Source organism: Methylobacterium sp. TK31 (assembly GCF_055361545.1).
The window spans coordinates 319,062-336,896 of record NZ_CM143964.1 but is presented as its reverse complement, the minus strand read 5'-3'; the positions used below and the strand labels follow the sequence as shown (position 1 = coordinate 336,896).

General features: G+C 69.5%; 15 protein-coding genes. 4 read left to right on the top strand and 11 right to left on the bottom strand.

Going from position 1 to position 17,835, the window contains the following annotated elements:
* Positions 1-24 precede the first annotated feature (24 nt).
* The 4 genes from hpnJ to ACXJY8_RS01465 form a co-directional block, all read right to left on the bottom strand.
* Positions 25-1,455 carry a hopanoid biosynthesis associated radical SAM protein HpnJ gene (hpnJ, locus tag ACXJY8_RS01480; protein WP_463775429.1) on the bottom strand — a complete coding sequence of 477 codons (1,431 nt, stop codon included), beginning with the start codon at positions 1,453-1,455 and terminating at the stop codon, positions 25-27.
* A gap of 57 nt (positions 1,456-1,512) precedes the next feature.
* A complete protein-coding gene (gene hpnI / locus ACXJY8_RS01475) occupies positions 1,513-2,691 on the bottom strand; it encodes a bacteriohopanetetrol glucosamine biosynthesis glycosyltransferase HpnI (RefSeq protein WP_463780276.1) in 1,179 nt (392 codons plus the stop codon).
* A 106-nt stretch (positions 2,692-2,797) separates the two neighbouring features.
* Complete coding sequence (locus tag ACXJY8_RS01470) at positions 2,798-3,409, bottom strand: MlaC/ttg2D family ABC transporter substrate-binding protein (RefSeq protein ID WP_463775422.1); 612 nt, start codon at positions 3,407-3,409, stop codon at positions 2,798-2,800.
* Positions 3,400-4,491 carry an HpnL family protein gene (locus ACXJY8_RS01465; protein WP_463775418.1) on the bottom strand — a complete coding sequence of 364 codons (1,092 nt, stop codon included), beginning with the start codon at positions 4,489-4,491 and terminating at the stop codon, positions 3,400-3,402. The genes ACXJY8_RS01470 and ACXJY8_RS01465 overlap by 10 nt, the downstream gene beginning before the upstream one ends.
* A gap of 209 nt (positions 4,492-4,700) precedes the next feature.
* Here ACXJY8_RS01465 and ACXJY8_RS01460 point away from each other — a divergent pair, with 209 nt between their 5' ends.
* Complete coding sequence (locus tag ACXJY8_RS01460) at positions 4,701-5,882, top strand: amidinotransferase (protein WP_463775412.1); 1,182 nt, start codon at positions 4,701-4,703, stop codon at positions 5,880-5,882.
* 74 nt (positions 5,883-5,956) lie between these two features.
* Here ACXJY8_RS01460 and ACXJY8_RS01455 read toward each other — a convergent pair whose 3' ends face one another.
* The 3 genes from ACXJY8_RS01455 to ACXJY8_RS01445 form a co-directional block, all read right to left on the bottom strand.
* Positions 5,957-7,129 (bottom strand): polysaccharide biosynthesis/export family protein, encoded by a 1,173-nt coding sequence (locus tag ACXJY8_RS01455; RefSeq protein ID WP_463775409.1) that lies wholly within the window; start codon positions 7,127-7,129, stop codon positions 5,957-5,959.
* Positions 7,130-7,411: 282 nt separating this feature from the next.
* Positions 7,412-8,899: an LTA synthase family protein gene (locus tag ACXJY8_RS01450; protein WP_463775404.1), complete on the bottom strand. Its 1,488-nt coding sequence runs from the start codon at positions 8,897-8,899 to the stop codon at positions 7,412-7,414.
* An 8-nt stretch (positions 8,900-8,907) separates the two neighbouring features.
* On the bottom strand, positions 8,908-10,839 hold the full coding sequence (locus ACXJY8_RS01445; RefSeq protein ID WP_463775398.1) for a capsular polysaccharide export protein, LipB/KpsS family: 1,932 nt from the start codon (positions 10,837-10,839) through the stop codon (positions 8,908-8,910).
* Positions 10,840-11,092: 253 nt separating this feature from the next.
* On the opposite strand from ACXJY8_RS01445, the gene ACXJY8_RS01440 reads away from it, so the two are divergent.
* Genes ACXJY8_RS01440 through ACXJY8_RS01430 form a run of 3 tightly spaced genes read left to right on the top strand, consistent with a single transcriptional unit; the run spans position 11,093 to position 14,068 of the window.
* Complete coding sequence (locus ACXJY8_RS01440; protein WP_463775395.1) at positions 11,093-12,418, top strand: capsule polysaccharide biogenesis protein; 1,326 nt, start codon at positions 11,093-11,095, stop codon at positions 12,416-12,418.
* A gap of 31 nt (positions 12,419-12,449) precedes the next feature.
* A complete protein-coding gene (locus tag ACXJY8_RS01435) occupies positions 12,450-13,217 on the top strand; it encodes an SDR family NAD(P)-dependent oxidoreductase (protein ID WP_463775392.1) in 768 nt (255 codons plus the stop codon).
* Positions 13,214-14,068 carry a formyltransferase family protein gene (locus ACXJY8_RS01430; RefSeq protein WP_463775389.1) on the top strand — a complete coding sequence of 285 codons (855 nt, stop codon included), beginning with the start codon at positions 13,214-13,216 and terminating at the stop codon, positions 14,066-14,068. Before ACXJY8_RS01435 ends, ACXJY8_RS01430 begins: the two co-directional genes overlap by 4 nt.
* 43 nt (positions 14,069-14,111) lie before the next feature.
* On the opposite strand, the gene ettA is transcribed toward ACXJY8_RS01430, so the two are convergent.
* The 4 genes from ettA to ACXJY8_RS01410 all read right to left on the bottom strand — a co-directional run bounded on the left by ettA (position 14,112) and on the right by ACXJY8_RS01410 (position 17,536).
* Positions 14,112-15,764, bottom strand: a complete 1,653-nt coding sequence (ettA, locus tag ACXJY8_RS01425) for an energy-dependent translational throttle protein EttA (RefSeq protein WP_292496637.1) — start codon at positions 15,762-15,764, stop codon at positions 14,112-14,114.
* Between the two features lie 278 nt (positions 15,765-16,042).
* Entirely contained in the window at positions 16,043-16,324 is a 282-nt protein-coding gene (locus ACXJY8_RS01420) for a hypothetical protein (RefSeq protein ID WP_463775383.1), read from the bottom strand.
* 14 nt (positions 16,325-16,338) lie between these two features.
* Entirely contained in the window at positions 16,339-17,241 is a 903-nt protein-coding gene (locus ACXJY8_RS01415) for a DNA/RNA non-specific endonuclease (RefSeq protein WP_463775379.1), read from the bottom strand.
* Positions 17,242-17,251: 10 nt separating this feature from the next.
* Positions 17,252-17,536 carry a hypothetical protein gene (locus tag ACXJY8_RS01410; RefSeq protein ID WP_463775377.1) on the bottom strand — a complete coding sequence of 95 codons (285 nt, stop codon included), beginning with the start codon at positions 17,534-17,536 and terminating at the stop codon, positions 17,252-17,254.
* Positions 17,537-17,835 lie beyond the last annotated feature (299 nt).

The following is a 17,835-nucleotide window of genomic DNA, read 5'->3' as shown; positions in this document are numbered from 1 at the left end:
CCTCGGTTCGCTCCGTCGTCGCGTTCAGGCGGCGGCGCTGGTCTGACGCTCCTTGAGGAAGCGGTAGAACTCCACGCCCTCGCGCAGCCGGCGCTTCATCATGTCCGGCGAGCGCACCATCTCGGAGACGATCGAGGCGATCTTCGGCGCGCGGAAGTAGAACTTCTTGTAGAACTCCTCGACCGCCGCGAAGATTTCCGTGTGCGACAGGTGCGGGTAGTGCAGCGGCGCGATCTGCACGCCGTTCTCATCCACCAGCTCGGCGTTCTCCACGTCGAGCCAGCCGTTCTCGACGGCTTGCTTGTAGAGGAACGTGCCGGGGTAAGGCGCGGCCAGGGAGACCTGGATCGTATGCGGGTTGATGCGCTTGGCGAAGGCGATCGTCTCCTGGATCGTCTCCTTGGTCTCGCCCGGGAGGCCGACGATGAAGGTGCCGTGGATGGCGATGCCGAGGTCGTGGCAGTCCTTGGTGAACTTCTCGGCCACCTCGACGCGCATGCCCTTCTTGATGTTGTTGAGGATCTTCTGGTTGCCGGACTCGTAGCCGACCAGCAGCAGGCGCAGGCCGTTATCCTTCAGGACCTTCAGGGTCTCGCGGGGCACGTTCGCCTTGGCGTTGCACGACCAGGTCACGCCGAGCTTGCCGAGCTCGCGGGCGATCTCCTCGGCGCGGGGCAGGTTGTCGGTGAAGGTGTCGTCGTCGAAGAAGAACTCCTTCGTCTGGGGGAACTCCTTCAGGCAGTACTTGATCTCCTCGATCACGTGCGCGACCGAGCGGGTGCGGTAGGTGTGGCCACCGACCGTCTGCGGCCAGAGGCAGAAGGTGCAGCGCGACTTGCAGCCACGGCCCGAGTAGAACGAGATGTAGGGATGCTTCAGGTACCCGATGAAGTACTTCTCCATCTCGAGATCGCGCTTGTAGACCGAGGTCACGAACGGGAGCTGGTCCATGTCCGTCATGATCTCGCGGTCCTCGTTGTGGACCACGGTGCCGTTGGCATCGCGATAGGACAGGCCCTTGATCTCGGACATCGGGGTGCCGTCGGCGACTTCCTTGACGGTGAAGTCGAACTCGTTGCGGGCGCAGAAATCGATGCAGGGGGCCTGCGCCATGGAGCCGGCCGCGTCCACCGCCACCTTCGCGCCGATCAGGCCGGCGATGAGCTTCGGGTTGGCGGCCTTGAGGGCCTCGACGGTCTTCACGTCCGACTTGAACGACGGCACCGAGGTGTGGAGCACCACGAGGTCGAAGTCATGCGCCTGGGCGACGATCTCTTCGAGCTTGATGTTGTGCGGGGGCGCATCGATCAGCTTCGAGTTCGGCACCAGGGCGGCCGGCTGGGCGAGCCAGGTCGGGTACCAGAACGACTTGATCTCGCGCTTGGCCTGGTAGCGGGAGCCGGCGCCGCCGTCGAAGCCGTCGAAGGTGGGGGCCTGCAGGAAAAGGGTGCGCATGGGGTTCAAGGCCTCAGCGAGATCAGGGGAAAGGTGAAACGAGGGTCGAGGCGAAGATCAGAGCGACGATGCACCAGCATCGCGGCCGAGCGTCGTCTCGGGAATCAAGGTACCGTCCGCAACCACGCGATAATCATGGCCCTTCCATGTCACCGCACCTGAGACGAAGCTCCAGGAGAAGTTCATGAACGAGAGGATGTCGCGAATCGGCAACAGCCAGTAGGGGTGCGGCGCGAGCCCGAAGGCGCGCTCCAGGCGGACGCACAGGATGATGCGGCAGGCGAGCGCGAAGGCCGCGACCGCCAGGGCCGTGGAGCCGGCGCCGGGAATCAGCGCGCCGATCAGCGCGAGCGGGAAGGCATGCGTCACGAGCGAGCCGGCATAGCCCGCCGGATCGACGTTGCGGATGGTGCGGTTCCAGCGCAGCTCGTGGCTCCACAGGCTGGCCAGATCGGTGTCGACACAGGTGTGACCGATGGTGAAGCTCGGGATCGCCACGAGGCCGCCCTGGGCGCGCAGCGCCTCGCCGATGGCGTAGTCGTCGGCGAGATCGTCCCGGAACCTCTCGAATCCGCCGATCTCGCCCAGCGCCTTCGCGCTGAACGCGATGGTGGAGCCGAAGCAGGGATTGGCGAGTCCGAGGGAGGTGCCCATCACCACGTTCGGTAGGAACTGGACGTCGATGGCGAGGGCCGAGAGATGTGCCCAGATGCCCCGGTGCGCCGGAACGCCGTGGTAGAGGCAGGTGACGCCGCTGACGCCGGGCTGGCTCAGCGCGGCGACCACCCGCCCGAGGTAGTCGGGCTTCACCACCATGTCGCTGTCGGCGAGGACGATCACATCGTGGGCGATGCGGGCCGACATGTTGATGAGGTTCGAGACCTTGCGGTTCGAGCCGTGCTGGCGGGCGTCGATCACGAGATCGAGGCGGGCCGCCGGATAGGCTTCCTGAAGGCGGCGAACCACGGCGATCGCCGGATCGGCCGCGCTCTGAACGCCGAACACGATCTGGATCGGCGCCGGATAGGCCTGCTGACAGAAGGTTTCGAGGTTCTCGTAGAGGTTCGGCTCGATGCCGCAGAGCGGCTTCAGGATCGTGACCGTGGGTGCCGTGGCGCCGAGCACCGGCTCCGCCCTGCGGGCGAAGCGGCCGGCCAGGGCGGCGGCGGTCAGGCCGTAGAGGCAGCCGACCAGGGCGATCAGCGGCAGGAGGTGCGAGAGCCAGGTCAGGTCCATGAAGGGCATCGCTCGGTCACGGGTCTCGTGAGAGTGCCGCGGTAGCGAGCGGCGCGAATCGTAACGGGTCGGGAGAGGAACAAAGTCCGGGGTATCTGGCCGGACTCTAAGGCGCTGGTTTGGCGGCGAGCATCCCTGTGGTGCGATCGCGCATGAATGTCAGGAGGCCATCCGCGCCACCGGTCTTCAGCGGTTCGGCGAAGCTACCGCGCAGGCTCGCGACCTCGCTGACGTTGCCGTTGAGATACACGTCCTGGACGCGGTTGCCGGGTCCGACCAGGAAGTCGACCTGCGAGGTATCGCCGTCCTTGTTCGCGACTTCGGTCTGCACGACGCGGTTCGGCCCACGGGCTTCGCTCTGCGGCTTGACCGTGAACTTGCCGCCGGCCGCCTGGGCGAGACGCGTGGCGTAAGTCGCGGTGAAGTAGCGGCCGAAGGCTTCGGTCAGGGCACCCTGCTGTTCCGGCGTGAAGGTCTTCCATTTCGGCCCGGCGGCCAGACGGATCATGGCCGGGAAGTCGAACGTCTCGCTCAGGGCCGGGCCGATGCTCGCCGCACGGGCGCCGACATCCTTGGGGGCGTCCCTGAGGGCGGATTCGAAGGTCGTGTAGACCTTGGCGACCGACTCCACTGCGGCATCCTCTGCCGCATGCGCGGCCGGGCTCAGCTGCAGCAGTCCGGCGACGAGGCCCGCGAGAACGACGCGATTCAGGCGCACTTCTTGAGGTCTCCCAGATCGGTCTCGGCCCGGACCCGGCCGCCGAAATCATTGGCCAGCACCGGGACCAAGAGGTCGTGGCGCAGGGCGGGCTCGGTCCGGACCTCCGGCGCGGCCGCAGGTTCCGCGGCATCGCTGCCCTCGAGGGCGTGCCAGGCGAAGAGGCCGGGAACGCCGACCAGCAGGTCCGCCAGCCGCTTGACCAGCGACAGGGCCAGGGCGGCTTCGGCCGGAATGCCGAAGATGGCGCAGAGGGCGATCAGACCGCCCTCCTGGGCTCCGAGCGCGCCCGGAACCGCGAAGGCGGCGCCGCGGACCGCCTGGGCCAGGCTCTCGATCACCACCGCCTCGACGACGCTGACCGGGTATCCCATGAAATGCAGCGCGACGTAGACCTCGACCGTCCCGATGAACCAGCCGACCAGGTGGATGCCGAGCCCGCCGGCGACGCGGCCGCGGTTGCCGTAGAGGCGCTTGAGGCTGTCGTAGAGCACGTCGATGGCGCCCAGCGCGCGCCACTCGCGCGAGCCGGCGAAGCGGCTGACGAGGGCCTGGATGACCTTGTGGCCGCTCCGGCGCTGGATGAGGTAGAAGGCGCCGAGCGCCGGCGCCGCGAGGGAGAGGCCGCCGGCCACGGTCCGGACGATGGGGCCGTCGCCCGCGATCCAGACGAGGAGCAGGACGCCCGCCACGGTGAAGAGGAACTGGGTGACCGCCTGGGTCATCAGGTCGACGAACATGCTGGCGCCGGCGACGCCGCCCGGAACGCCGCGCTTGGTCAGCAGGCGGGCGCCGACGAAATCGCCGCCGACCTGGGCCACCGGCAGCAGCGTGTTGATGCCCTCGCGGACGAAGCGCAGCGTCATGCAGTCCCAGAGGGTCGGGCGGGCCGCCCGCGGGAAGATCACGAACCAGCCGAGCCCGGCCCAGGCGACCGCGAAGCCGCGGGCGACGACCACGATCAGGGCGCCCCAGCCGGCACTCACGACGGCCGCCGCGACGTCTTCCAGTCCCGAGGACAGGAACAGGCCGACGACCGTGCAGAGACCGACGATCAGAGCCAATGTCGTGAGACGTTTCATGGGCCCCTTTCGGCCAGCGGCACGGCGATTCAAAGCTTAGATCCGCCGTGTTTCCGACCGGAAAAAACCGTCGGAAACGGTGAACGTCTCCGGAAGTTGCAGCTTTGGGAACCGTTGTCTATCACCCCGGAGACACAGTCGGAACCAAAGCGGCACAGGGCGGAAGGCCCGGGAATCAGCCGTCGGGGCGGACAGGGGAACGGATTTAGATGGACCGCGAATCACACATCACGGCGGGCGACGTCGTGCATGACGACGCCCAGGTGGAGCGTTACGCCGGGGGCGCCTACGGGGCGACCCGGGAGCCTGCGCCGAGCTCCCCCGTCATGGCCTGGAACGAATGGGATCCGCTGGAGGAGGTCATCGTCGGAAGTCTCGACGGTGCGACCATTCCGACACACCACCTCACGGTGATCTTCAACCTTCCGCGAGCGGCACAGCCCTTCTACCGTTTCGCGTCCGGCTTCCGCTATCCGAAGTTCATGAAGAAGCTCGCCCAGAAGGAGCTCGACAACTTCATCTCGATCCTGGCCGGCGAGGGCGTGAAGATCCGTCGCCCCGACTCGCTCGATTTCTCCCGGAAGTACAAGGCGCCGCGCTGGTCCTCGCGCGGCTTCTGCGTCGCCTGCCCCCGCGACCCGTATCTGGTCATCGGCGACGAGATCATCGAGAGCCCGATGTGCTGGCGCTCGCGCTACTTCGAGGGCGATGCCTATCGGTCGCTGTTCAAGGAATATTTCCGGAACGGGGCGCGCTGGACCTCGGCACCGCGTCCGCAGCTCACGGACGAGCTCTACAACTACGATTACCGGGTGCCGAACCTGAAGGCCGGCGAGCCGATGCAGTTTACGGTCAACGAGTTCGAGCCGGTCTTCGACGCCGCCGACTTCGTGCGCTGCGGCCGCGACATCTTCGTGACGCGCTCCAACGTGACCAACCTGATGGGCATCGAGTGGCTGCGCCGCCATCTCGGCTCGGGCTTCCGGGTCCATGAGATCGAGAGCCGCTGCCCGCAGCCGATGCACATCGACTCGTCGTTCATGCCCCTGGCTCCGGGCAAGGTCCTGGTGAATCCGGACTACATCGACGTCGAGAAGCTGCCCGCCGTGCTCAAGAAGTGGGACGTGCTGATCGCGCCCCGCCCCGACCCGGTCGAAGGCTTCATGAGCAAGATCTCGATGTGCTCGCCCTGGACCTCGATCAACGTGCTGGCCCTCGACGAGAAGAAGATCGTCGTCGATGCCAGCCAGCCGACCCTGATCAAGGCGCTCAAGGACTGGGGCTTCGACCCGATCCCGGCGCCGTTCCTGTCCTACGGCCCCTTCGGCGGCTCGTTCCACTGTGCGACCCTCGACGTCCGCCGCCGGGGGACACTGAAGTCCTATTTCTAGGATCGTCAGCAGAGATTTACGAAAGACAGGGGGGGGGCGCGGTCGGCGCCTCCCCTTTTTTATGATCGGCGCGCCTACCGGGCCGTCGCGTAGAGAGAGGCGCCGGCGGAGACGGGCGCGGTGATGGTTGAGAAGACGGAGAGGACCTTCTGGACCTCGGTGAAGGGGGCGTTGGAGACGTAGACGAGGTCGCGGTTGCGCATGCGGAAGGCCTGGGTCAGGAACAGGCTGTTGGGATCGCGCATGTTGATGCGGTAGACCACCGGCACCAGCGGGGTGCCGAGCAGCGGGCTGCCGGGCTTCAGCCGGCGCACCACCGCGGCCGGCTCGAAGCGGAAGATGAAGGTGCCCGAGGGATCGGCCTGGAAGTCGGACAGGCCGCGGGCCTTGGCCAGCGCCTGGGCGAGCGTGATGCCCTCGGCCTGGAACGGGATCTCGGTGGCGTTGCCCAGGGCGCCCACCGCCAGGAAGGTCTGGGGATCGCGCACCAGGGTCAGGGTGTCGCCCGGGCGCAGGAAGATGTTCTCGGCCGGGTTCGACACCACGGTGGTCAGCGGCACCGTGGCGGTCTGCGGGCCGCGCGAGAGGCGCACGAAGGTCTCGTTGACGGGCGCGCGCACGCCGCCGGCGGTGGCGACCACGTCGAGCAGGCGGTCGCCCTTGCCCGAGAGCGGCACGCGGGTCCCGGCCACGACCTCGCCGGTGACGGTGACGGTCTGGGACACCGCCTTGGTGACCGAGACCAGCACCTGGGGCTGGATCGCCTTGCCGGCGAGCTCGGTCTCGATGAGGGCCTGCACGTCCTGGGGCCGGCGTCCGGCCACCTGGATGCGCCCGGCATAGGGCACGCTGATGGCCCCGTCGCGGGGCACCACCTGCTCGGGGATGAGGGCGGACTTCGACCCGGCCGAGAAGCGGTCGGCCACGAGGGGCCCGGAGAACAGGCCGCCCGAGCCCGCTTCCCAGACCGACACGGCCACGTAGTCGCCGACCCCGATCACGGCCTCGAGGGAGGGGCGCCGGTCGCCGAAGGAGGCCAGCAGGCTGTCCAGCGCGCGCCCCCGCAAAGCCTCGATGGTGGCCGCCGACAGGTCGACGATCTCGTAGCGCGCGAACGTGCCCTCGCTGGTCGCGATGTCGGCCCCCTCCACCACCGCACCCGTCGTCGGTCCGGCGGCGGGAAGCAGGGACGTGCAGCCCGTCACGAGGCAGGCTGTGAGGGCGGCCAGGGACGCCTTACGAAGCATTGTTACTCTCCTGACCGAACCGCGCATGCATGCGATCCGGGGACGACGCCCGCTTGGGTCGGGGCGTAGGGGCGACGCCATCATGGTCTGTGCGCTGCGCGGCCCGGCCCGCCATGTCGACGACCGAACGCGCGGAGCGGGCCTCCGAGCGGTGGCCGCGTCGGAGTATATCGGCAAAACGCTGCGTTCGAATTAACGACTCGTGCACGCATCCGGGGCCTCGACCGGGCGGCGCGGGGTCCGAACGGCCCAGGTTCCGCCAGCCTATCGATCACCAATGCGTCACGACGGTGGCAAAGCCAAGCTCGCCGCGCCGGGCGGCGGATCGACGGCCTCGCGCAGGAGGCGACCGAGTTCGGCGGCACCGATGTCCCGGCGGGTGGGAGTGGTCTTGCCGTCCTGGCCGAAGCGGAAGATCGCATAGTCCGTCGCCGTACCGCCGAAACCGGGTCGGCAGTTCGGCAGGGCCGGGGCGTGGTCGCCGAAGATGCAGAGGGTGGCGGGCAGGTCCTGGAGCCCGGCGATCAGGGCCTCGACGGCGCGGCCCGTATTGGCCACGTGGGTCAGATACTGCGCCAGCGGATCGTCGATGCCGGGCAGCCGCCCGGGCTTCCAGGGACCGTGGTTCTCCATGGTGATCGCGTACATAAACAGCGGGCGCGCGCGGCCGCGGATCTCCGCCAGCACGCGCTCGGCCAGCGCCACGTCCCCGATATACGGCCCCACCCGGGGAGCCCCGGCGAAATCGTCCTCCATGATCAGCCGGTCGAAGCCGAGGCGCGTCACCACCTCGGCACGGTTGAAGAAATCGCGGTGGAAGGGGTGGACGAAGACGGTCTCGAACCCGGCGTCGCGCGCCCGCAGGGGCAGGCTGGTCGGCTCGCATCCGCCATGGGTGAGGTAGGGATCGAAGACGCCGAAGCCGAGATCCTCGGCGTCGGCGCCGGTCAGCACCGCGTGCTCGGTGCGCATGGTGTAGGCGCCGTGGGCCGGTACCCGCAGGCGCCCGTGGATCTCCGCCCGCGCACGAACGATCGCCATGAGCGGCAGCGCCGGGCCCCCGAGACGCACCGGATCGAGAAAGGATTCGAGCTGCACCACCACGACCACCGGGGCATCGCCGCATCGGATCGGCACCGGCAGTGCGACCCCTGACTCGGTTCGGCGGTTGGCCCGCCAGCGCAGGGCATAACCGATCAGCGTGGCGGGCTGGCCGTACCGCGCGAGATCGGTCTCCAGTGACGGCACCGGGAAGAGGCGCGCCAGCGCGGCCGCCCACCGCCCCTGCCCCGATAGGACGACGGCGCTGCCAAGGCCCAGCGGCAGGACCAGCAGCGCCAGCACGGCGACGCTCGGCTCACCCGGCAGGATCGTCGGCTCGATCGCGTACCAGATGGCGATCAGCGCCAGCGCGACGAGGATCGGCACCGCCATGCGGGGGTCGCCGAGCGGCCGGGTGTAGTAAAGTTCCGGATGGCGCGGCACCTGCCGCAGCAGGGCGAAATCGCTGAAGACCAGCGGCTCTCCGATGACGTTCCGTTTTAGCCGGCTGATCACGGTGAGGATCAGGACCGTCAGGATACAGGAGGCGCCGGCCAGCCAGGGGCGCCAGGAGAACTGGAACCAGAAGGCCGTGACCAGCGCGTACCCGGTGAAGCGGATCGCGAGATCGCGGGAGCGCAGGCTGACCGGACGCGCCTCGGCGCCCTCGCGCGCCTCGATGGCGAAACTGACGAGCAGGGCGAGGACGAGGCTGAACAACGGGGTCATGGCGGGCCTCAGCGCTTCCGGTCCGGGAATCGCTCGACGCCGCGCCGCGTGCGCAGGCGTCGGATGATCGGGTTCAGCAGGGCGTAGCGGGCCCGCATCGTGAGGATCGCGGTCCGGCTCAAGGCGAGGCGGGAGGGGCCGGCCGCGTCCCGGGCCGCCGCGAGGCGGTCGAGCAGCTGCTCGGCCGAGCACGGCTTGAGGCAGACCGGATCGAGGTAGAGCGGGTAGAGCAGCAGCGCACCGGCGACCAGTTCGTCGAGGGCGAGCCGCCGGCCGCGATCGGCCTCGGGCGCCAGATCCTCGGTCAGGCCCCAGCCCGCGTAGAACGGACGCCCGTGGACCGCGACGGAGAGTCCGCGGATCAGGGCCTCGAACCCGGCGAGCGAGGTCATCGTCTCCACGTGGTCGGTCCGATCGAGCAGGTCGACGATGGACAGGCCGCCGACGATCCGGTCGGCGAGGGTCAGCGCCTCTTCTTCCGGAATGGCGCCGGTGCGGAAGCCCGCTTCCACGTCGGGGTGCGGCTTGTAGAGCAGGAAAGCGTCGGGATTCCGGGCGCGCGCAGCCCTTAGCAGGTCGCGGTTCGAACGCACCACGGGCGAGCCGTGCATGACCGAAGCGTCGTCCTCGACCTGCCCGGGGACGAGCACGATCCGGCGATCCGTCGGCCAGTCGACGGACGCATCGGCGAGTCCGACATTGTACTTCGTCAGGCGCCGGGCGATCACGAGTTCGCGCAGGGCCTGAGCGCGGGCGACGAGTTCGGGCGGGAAGGTCGAGGTCCGGAGGAGAAAGGCCAGCCGGCTCTCCGTGCGCGGATCGTAGTAGATCCCGCGGTCGTCGACGACGATCGAAGCCCCGGGGGCGAGGCCGGCACCGAGTCCGACCGAGCGCAGGAAGCCGTCCTCGACCCGCGCGAGTGGGATGCCCGCCCCGGCGCAGAGGGGAGCCAGCCGCTCCGGCATCCGCGTGGCCCAGACCCGGACCTGGGCCTCGTGCCGGCGCGCGGCCGCGACCGCGTCCTCGGCCGTCATGGTGTGGATCGGCGGCCCCTTCGGGCCGACCATGAAGGCATCCAGCACCCGGCGCTTCCAGCCCGAGATGCCGACCAGCACCGTCCGGGTGCCGTTGTCGGCGAAGCGCTCGCGCAGCCAGGCGACACGGTCGAGACAATCCGAGAAGCCGATCGGCGCCCGCGTCCAGGGATCGAAATAGTGGAGGCCGGCGCCGTAGCGCAGGGCCAGGAGATCGCTCGTCGCCGGAGGTGCGGCGCCGTCGCCGGGCCGGACGACGTCGCATCCGGCGAGACGCGCCTCGCAGGCTTGCGCCCAATCGCCGACGAACACGGTTCGGAGCCGATCGAACAGTGCCCAGGGATCGATGGGCTCCCGCAGGACCCGTATGCGCGGAGACAGCTGCGATGGCAGGTTCGGACAGCCGGCCGAACCCGCGACGACGAACCCACCGTCCGGCCGCGCCGCGAGCACCCGCCTCACGAAGGCCGCCAGCGTCGCCGCGGACCGGGCGACCGCGCCCTCGGCGAGGATCAGGGCCGGATCGCTCAGGCCCGCCAGGGCGCCGGAAATCGTCGACGCGCTCTCGCGGGGAAACCGGTTCGCCCCGAAGGTGCGCGCCCGGATCAGGGCTGCGGCGTCGACTGCGGCGGCGCCAACGGGCGCCCCGCCCCGGCTGATCCGCAGGCTCGCCAGCCCGGACTTCGGGGTATCATAGGGCGACAGCAGCGGGCCGGGCCCGACGATCACGGGTTTTCCGAAGCGCGACAGGGCGGAACGGAAGAGGCTGTCCTCCCAGACCACGAGTGATGCGCCCGGCCGCCAGCGCGACACGAATTCGACGCCCAGGGCCGCCGCGATCTCGGACCGCAGGGCCTGGACGCTCCCGCCTGTGGACAACAGGGATTGCGGTGACTTCAGGGTCATGCACGCTTTCGGATCGCCGTAACCGGCCGCTGCCTTAGCATTATCCCGGCGCCGAGGGGCGAGCCTTGGGCCGAACCGGCGTCTCAACGCCGAGTTCGATTTCCGGCGGGGCGTGGCGGCCGCGCCACATCCCCCGCAAATTCCGCCTCGGCCCTACGAGCGCCCAATTGCTGGGATGGGAGTCCCGTGCGACGGATTTCACCGTCCAGGGTGGCCCGCCAATGAATGGGCGCAGGAGCAGGCGTCGACGAGTATGCTTCAGCCCCGCGCAGATATGCATCATCAGGCCGACATGCATCGCGACGGACCGGCGACGTTCCTCTTCCTCCAGGGCCTCGCCTCCCCGTTCTTCGCGGAGCTCGGTCGCGCCCTCGAGGCGCGCGGCCACCGGGTGCGGCGCATCAACTTCTCGTCTGGCGACTGGCTGTTCTGGCGCCTGCCGTCCGACAATTACCGGGGCAGCTTCGACAAGTGGGGGGCCTACGTCGCGGAATACGTCCGCGCGCACGGCGTGACCGACATCGTCCTGTTCGGGGATTGCCGGCCCTATCACGTGGCCGCCCGGGCCGCGGCCCAGCCCTTCGGCGTGCGCTTCCACGTCTTCGAGGAGGGCTACCTGCGGCCGAACTGGATCACCTGCGAACTCGGCGGCGTGAACGGCAATTCGGCCCTGCCGAAGACCGCGGACGAGGTTCGCGCCGTCGCCCGGCGGCTGCCGCAGCCCGGCCGCGCGATGCCGTCCAGCGGCGACATGGCCCGGCGCAGCCTCTGGGATGTCGCCTACAACATCGCGAATTTCGGCTTTCCCTATTTCTTCCCGCATTTCCGCAGCCACCGGCCGCATCACATCGCGGTGGAATATGCCGGCTGGATCAAGAAGTTCTCCCGGCGCGCCCATACCCGGCGCGAGGCGGCACGCCTGAACGAGGCCTACACGGCCATCGGCGTCGACTACTTCCTGCTGCCGCTCCAGCTCGACAGCGACTATCAGATCCGCGTCCACTCCCCTTTCCTCGGGGTCGAGGGCTTCATGGACCGGACCATCGCGTCCTTCGCGGCCCATGCCCCGGCGCCCGCCCGCCTGCTGATCAAGCTGCATCCCCTCGACAGCGGCCTGATCAACTGGCGCAAATACGCCCGGCACTCGGCCCGGCGCCACGGGGTCAACGACCGCCTCGACATCATCGACGGCGGCGACCTGCCGAGCCTGATCGCCGGCAGCCGCGGCGTCGTGCTGATCAACAGCACGGTCGGGATGCTCTCCCTCGAGCTCGGGCGTCCGACCTGCGCCGCGGGCAACGCGATCTACAACTTTCCGGACCTGACGCATCAGGGTGGGGTCGACTCGTTCTGGACCGCCCCGACGCCGCCCGACGCCGAGCTGATGACCGACTTCCGGCGCGTCGTCCTGCACCGCTCCCAGGTCAACGGCGGCTTCTTCTCCCAGGCGGCCATCGCGCGCGCGATCGCCGGGACCATCCCGCGGCTGGAGGCGACGCTGCCGGCCGCGGCCCTGGCCGCCGCCCGCGCGAACCGCGCCGAGGGCAGCGAGCCGCAGGAACTGGCGCCGGTCTATTGATCCGCTCCGGCCGGCCGCGCTAGCAGTCCCGATGCCTGTCATCCTGATCACCGGAGCGTCGAGCGGCATCGGCGCCGCCCTCGCCCGTCACTATGCCGAGCCCTGGACGACCCTGATCCTCCAGGGCCGCGACCGGCCCCGCCTCGACGCGATCGCCGAGGCCTGCCGTGCCCGGGGCGCCGTCGTCGAGACCGAGCGCCTTGACATCCGCGAGCGCGAGGCCGTCGCGGCCTGGCTCCGACGCGCGGACCGGGCCCACGCCCTCGACCTCGTCGTGGTCAACGCAGCGATCAACGGCGGCGATCCGGGCGGGGACGTCGAGACCGAGGCGATGGCCTTCGAGACCGTGGAGGTGAATCTCCTCGGGGCCCTCAACGTCACCCTGCCCTGCGTGACCCTGATGCGGGCCCGCGGGCGCGGACAGATCGCCCTGGTCTCGTCCCTGGCGGCCTTCGCCCCCCTGCCCGACGCCCCCGCCTATAGCGGCACCAAGGCGGCCCTGCTGGCCCACGGCCTCGCGCTCCGGGAGAAGCTGAAGCCCCATGGCGTGCGCATCAACGTGGTCACGCCCGGCTACGTGAAGACCGCGATGGGCGGCGAGTACCAGGGCTGGCGGCCCCTCGAGATCAGCGCCGAGGACGCGGCGCGCCGCATCGCGCGCGGCCTCGCGAAGGACCGGGACATCGTCGCCTTCCCGTGGCTCCTCGCGGCGGGCGCGCGCGGTGCGGCGCTTCTGCCGGAGTTCCTGCGGCGCCTCGGCATGAGCGGCTTCACGTTCAAGATTCGGGTCGGGCGGTGAGCCGGCCCCGCATCGCCCTGTTCGTCCTCGAGGCCTTGCCGAATGCCCGCGCGGCGCGCCGCTTCGTCCGCGACCACGCGGGCGACATCGCCTTCGTCGGCCTGTCGAATGCCGAGCGTCCGAGCTCCGGCGGACTCGTCGGTCAGGTCCGCCGGCATCTCGCCCGTTCGGGCCCGGGCATCCTGCCCTATCTCGGGGTCAATTTCGGCCTGCCCGACCTGCTCGCGCCGCTCTCTCCCCTGGCCCGCCGGCTGACCGGGGCCGGTGAGGCGGCCGGGGCGACGCCGCTGAAGGCGCTCTGCCGGGATCTCGGCATCCCGACCCTTAGGGTCGACGACGTCGACGGGCCGGAGGTGGCGCTGGCCTTCGAGCGGCACGCCCCCGACCTCATCGTCACCTTCCATTTCGACCAGATTCTCTCGGGCGCGACCCTGATGCGGGCGCCCCTCGGCGGCCTGAACGTTCATCCCGGCCTGCTGCCGCGCCATCGCGGGCCCGTGCCGACCATCCACGCCCTGGCCGAGGCCGAACCGGCCTTCGGGGTCACGATTCATCGCCTCGCGGTCACGATCGATGCCGGGGCGATCCTGGCGCAGGAGGCGGTGCCTCTCCCCGGGGACACGACCGCGACCCGCGCCGCAGTGGTGCTGCACGAGCACGGCCGGGTGCTGCTCGACCGAGCCCTCGCGGATCTCGCGGATGGCCGCCTCGGTGCCGGGACGATCGCACCGATCCTGCCCTATTGCCCCTTCCCCGGCCGGGACCTGCTGAAGGGGTTGCGCCGTCGCGGCCGCAAGCTCACCGACGGGCGGGACCTGAGGGACGCCCTGGCGCTGAGCGCCCGGGCCTGATCCGGCGCTTACCCTCGGGGAGGACGGGCGCCGGATCGCCGTCCTATCGCGAAAACTTCTTGTACTTGATCTTTTTCGGCATCAGCGAATCGGCGCCGAGGCGACGCTTCTTGTCCTCCTCGTAATCCGAGAAGTTGCCCTCGAACCACTCGACGTGGCTCTCGCCCTCGAAGGCGAGGATGTGGGTGGCGATGCGGTTCAGGAACCAGCGATCGTGGCTGATGATGACGGCGCAGCCGGCATAATCCTCCAGCGCCTCCTCGAGCGCCCGCAGGGTCTCCATGTCGAGATCGTTGGTGGGCTCGTCGAGGAGGAGGACGTTGGCGCCGCCCTTCAGGGTCCGGGCGAGATGGACGCGGTTGCGCTCACCGCCCGAGAGGGTGCCGACCTTCTTCTGCTGGTCGGAGCCCTTGAAGGCGAAGGCGGCGCAATAGGCGCGGGAATTGATCTCGCGCTTGTTGAAATAGATGATGTCGTTGCCGCCGGAGACCTCCTGCCAGACCGTGGCGTTCGGATCGAGGGCGTCGCGCGACTGGTCGACGTAGCCGAGATGGACGGTCTCGCCGACGGAGATGGTGCCGCCGTCGGGCTTTTCCGCACCGGTGATCATCTTGAACAGGGTCGTCTTGCCGGCGCCGTTCGGCCCGATCACGCCGACGATGCCGCCGGGCGGAAGCTTGAACGACAGGTCCTCGATCAGCAGCCGATCGCCGAAGGCCTTGTTCAGGTGCTCGAACTCGATGACGTTGTTGCCGAGCCGCTCGTCGATCGGGATGACGATCTGTGCCGAGGCGTCGATCTTGTCCTGCGACTTCGCCACCAGCTCTTCGTAGCGGGTGATACGGGCCTTCGACTTCGACTGGCGGGCCTTCGGCGAGGCGGCGATCCACTCCTGCTCGCGGTTGATGGCGCGCTGGCGGGCCATGTCCTCGCGGCCCTCCTGCTGGAGGCGCTTCTGCTTCTGCACCAGCCAGGCCGAGTAGTTGCCCTCGTAGGGATAGCCGCGGGTGCGGTCGAGCTCGAGGATCCAGCCCGTCACGTTGTCGAGGAAGTAGCGATCGTGGGTCACGATCAGGATCGCGCCGGGATACTGGCGCAGGTGGCCTTCGAGCCAGTTCACCGTCTCGGCGTCGAGGTGGTTGGTCGGCTCGTCGAGGAGGAGCAGTTCCGGCTCCCAGAGCAGGAGCTTGCACAGAGCCACGCGGCGGCGCTCGCCGCCCGAGAGGGTCGCGACCGGCTGCTCGTCGCTCGGGCAGCCCAGGGCCTCCATGGCCTGGTCGACCTTGGAATCGAGCTCCCAGAGATTCTTGGCCTCGATCTGGTCCTGGAGGGCGGTCATCTCGTCCGCCGTCTCCTCGGAATAATTCATCGCGAGTTCGTTGTAGCGGTCGAGCAGCGCCTGCTTCTCGGCGACGCCCTCCATGACGTTCTCGCGGACGGACTTATTCGGATCGAGCTGCGGCTCCTGCGGCAGGTAGCCGACCCGCGCGCCCTGCGCGACGAAGCCCTCGCCGGTCCAGTCCTTGTCGATGCCGGCCATGATCTTGAGCAGGGTCGACTTGCCCGAGCCGTTGATGCCCAGGACGCCGATCTTCGCATCCGGGTAGAAGGACAGGTTGATGTTATCGAGGACCTTCTTGCCACCCGAATAGGTCTTGGTCAGACCCTTCATGTGGTAGATGAATTCGCGCGCCATGGTGGTATCCCTGTCGTGTCGGCGGTCCGGCGCGTCCTGCGCCTCGACCGTCGGAATCGTCGTGTGCGTGGTCCCGCGGCTGCGCCGAGTCGAGCCGGCCCGCGTACCGCGCGGTCTGCGCCGATGCGGCCGGACCTCGGGCGCTCGCCGTCGTCGAACCGCTTCGCGTGAGAGTGTTGCGCCGGAGTATCAGGGCGGCGACCGACCGGCAAGAACTGGGCGGGGAAGAACAGGGCGGGGAAGAACAGCGCAGCAAGAAACGCAGGCCGGTCGCCGCGTCAGGCGAAGGGGTTCTTCACCGTCTCGGTGGGCGCGGAGGCTTCCGCCACCCGTTCGGGCAGGGGCTCCGCCTCCAGGGCCGCGACGATGGCGGCGACGGCCGCGGCCAGGGCTCGTGCGCGCTCCAGCCCCGCGGCGTCCCGCGGCAGGTCGAGGCTGCCGTGGAGAGCGATCCGCTCGGTGCCGTTCTCGATCGAGAGGCCGCCGATCGTCTGGACGGCCGCGTCGTCGGCGTAGGGCACGAAGCGATCGGGGCTCTTCGGTGCTGCTGGCTTCGGCATCTCGACACCCCGTTTCAGAAGATGGCGCGCATCAGGTCGCGCCAGAGACGCCGCAGCGCCCGATGCAGCTCGGCCTTGGCCCAGGCCTCGAACGAATCCGGCTCCGGGGAGCGGCGGCGCGGACGGTCGTCCCCCTCCGGATCGCCCCGGGAATAGGTGCGCGGCTCCGGCAGATCCATGGCCTTCGCCTTCGCGGCCGGGGCCAGCGTCGGGAACACGTCGAGCCCCGAGACCGCGCGCAGGGCGTCGAGGGAGACGGCCTGCCAGGGTGGATCGTCCCGGTTCGCCAGGAGGTAGGCGCCCGCCTCCCCGGTCGCCGGGTCGTAGAGGGCCTTGAAGATCTGCGTCGGCACCAGCACGCGCCCGTTGATCGCCTGGACGGCGTCGCCCGAGTAGATCGGCCCGGTCACGACGAAGAGGGTGCCGCGGCGGGTGGCGAGGCGGCGCACGCTCTCCTCGATCGCCGCCCAGAGGCCGCGATTCAGGGCCCTGTCCTGGGGTACGATGTTGGCCAGGCTGAAGGATTGTGCCTGGGCTGCCCCCGTCGGCATGTCGCCGGCCGGCGCCATGTGGCCGCGGTCGTAGCCGCTGTGGACGTAATCCTCCAGCCGCGCGCGGTCGGCCGCCGGCAGCGCCTCCTCGTCGTGGAAGGCGTCGACCCGGTCGACCCGGCGGGCCGCCACGATGCTGTCCCGGGTCAGGCGCTCGGCCGCGTAGATCGGCGTCCGCGACAAACCGGAATAGAGCAGCGCGAAGGCCTCGTAGCACAGCGGCACCGCGCGCTCGGCGAGCTTCGGGTTTGTGATCTCCGGCCGGCGCCCTTCCGCGAACGATTCGGCGCAGCCTTCGGCGGAAGCCGCGGCGGGTGCGGCCAGGAGGAGCGCCGGCAGCAGGAGAACGAAAGCGCGCCGCATCATGGCAGACCGCTCAGAAGCAGACCCGGACCTTGCGCACCCCTTCCGGGGTCGCCCGCCTGCGATAGCCGCACGGCCGGCCCAGGGTCCCCTCGAAGGGACGCACGTCGCGATCGGCCGGACCCGGGCCGGCCTGCACACCGCAGGTGCCGGGCGTCCCGCACGGGAACGTGAAGGGCGCGACCGGGGCGTGCCGGCGCACCAGGGCGGGATCGGCCGAGGCACCCGCCGCCCGAGCGGGAACGCTCACGGGCGCCAGGATCAGCGCAAGGCCGGCGAGGAATCGGAGGAGCGGCATGACCTGCCTCGATGCGGCTGCGGCGGACGGGAAAAGCCGGACGCCCCGTTGATCGGAGCGGACGGGGCGATTAACTGCCGGAGTTCGGGCGCCGGCGCCAGCATCTCCGAAATCACGTCTTCGGTCTCGGAGTTGTCCCTGGCTCGGAGTTGTCCCTGGCTCGGAGTTGTCCCTGGGATTTCCTCCCGCAGCCCGATTTTCGGAATGGTATTGCAGGCCTCCCAGGGCCTGTGGGAAAGCGCAGGCAGCCACTGGCGTGGCAAAGCTGCGTAATGACGTTATAAGTGCGATCGAAGGGC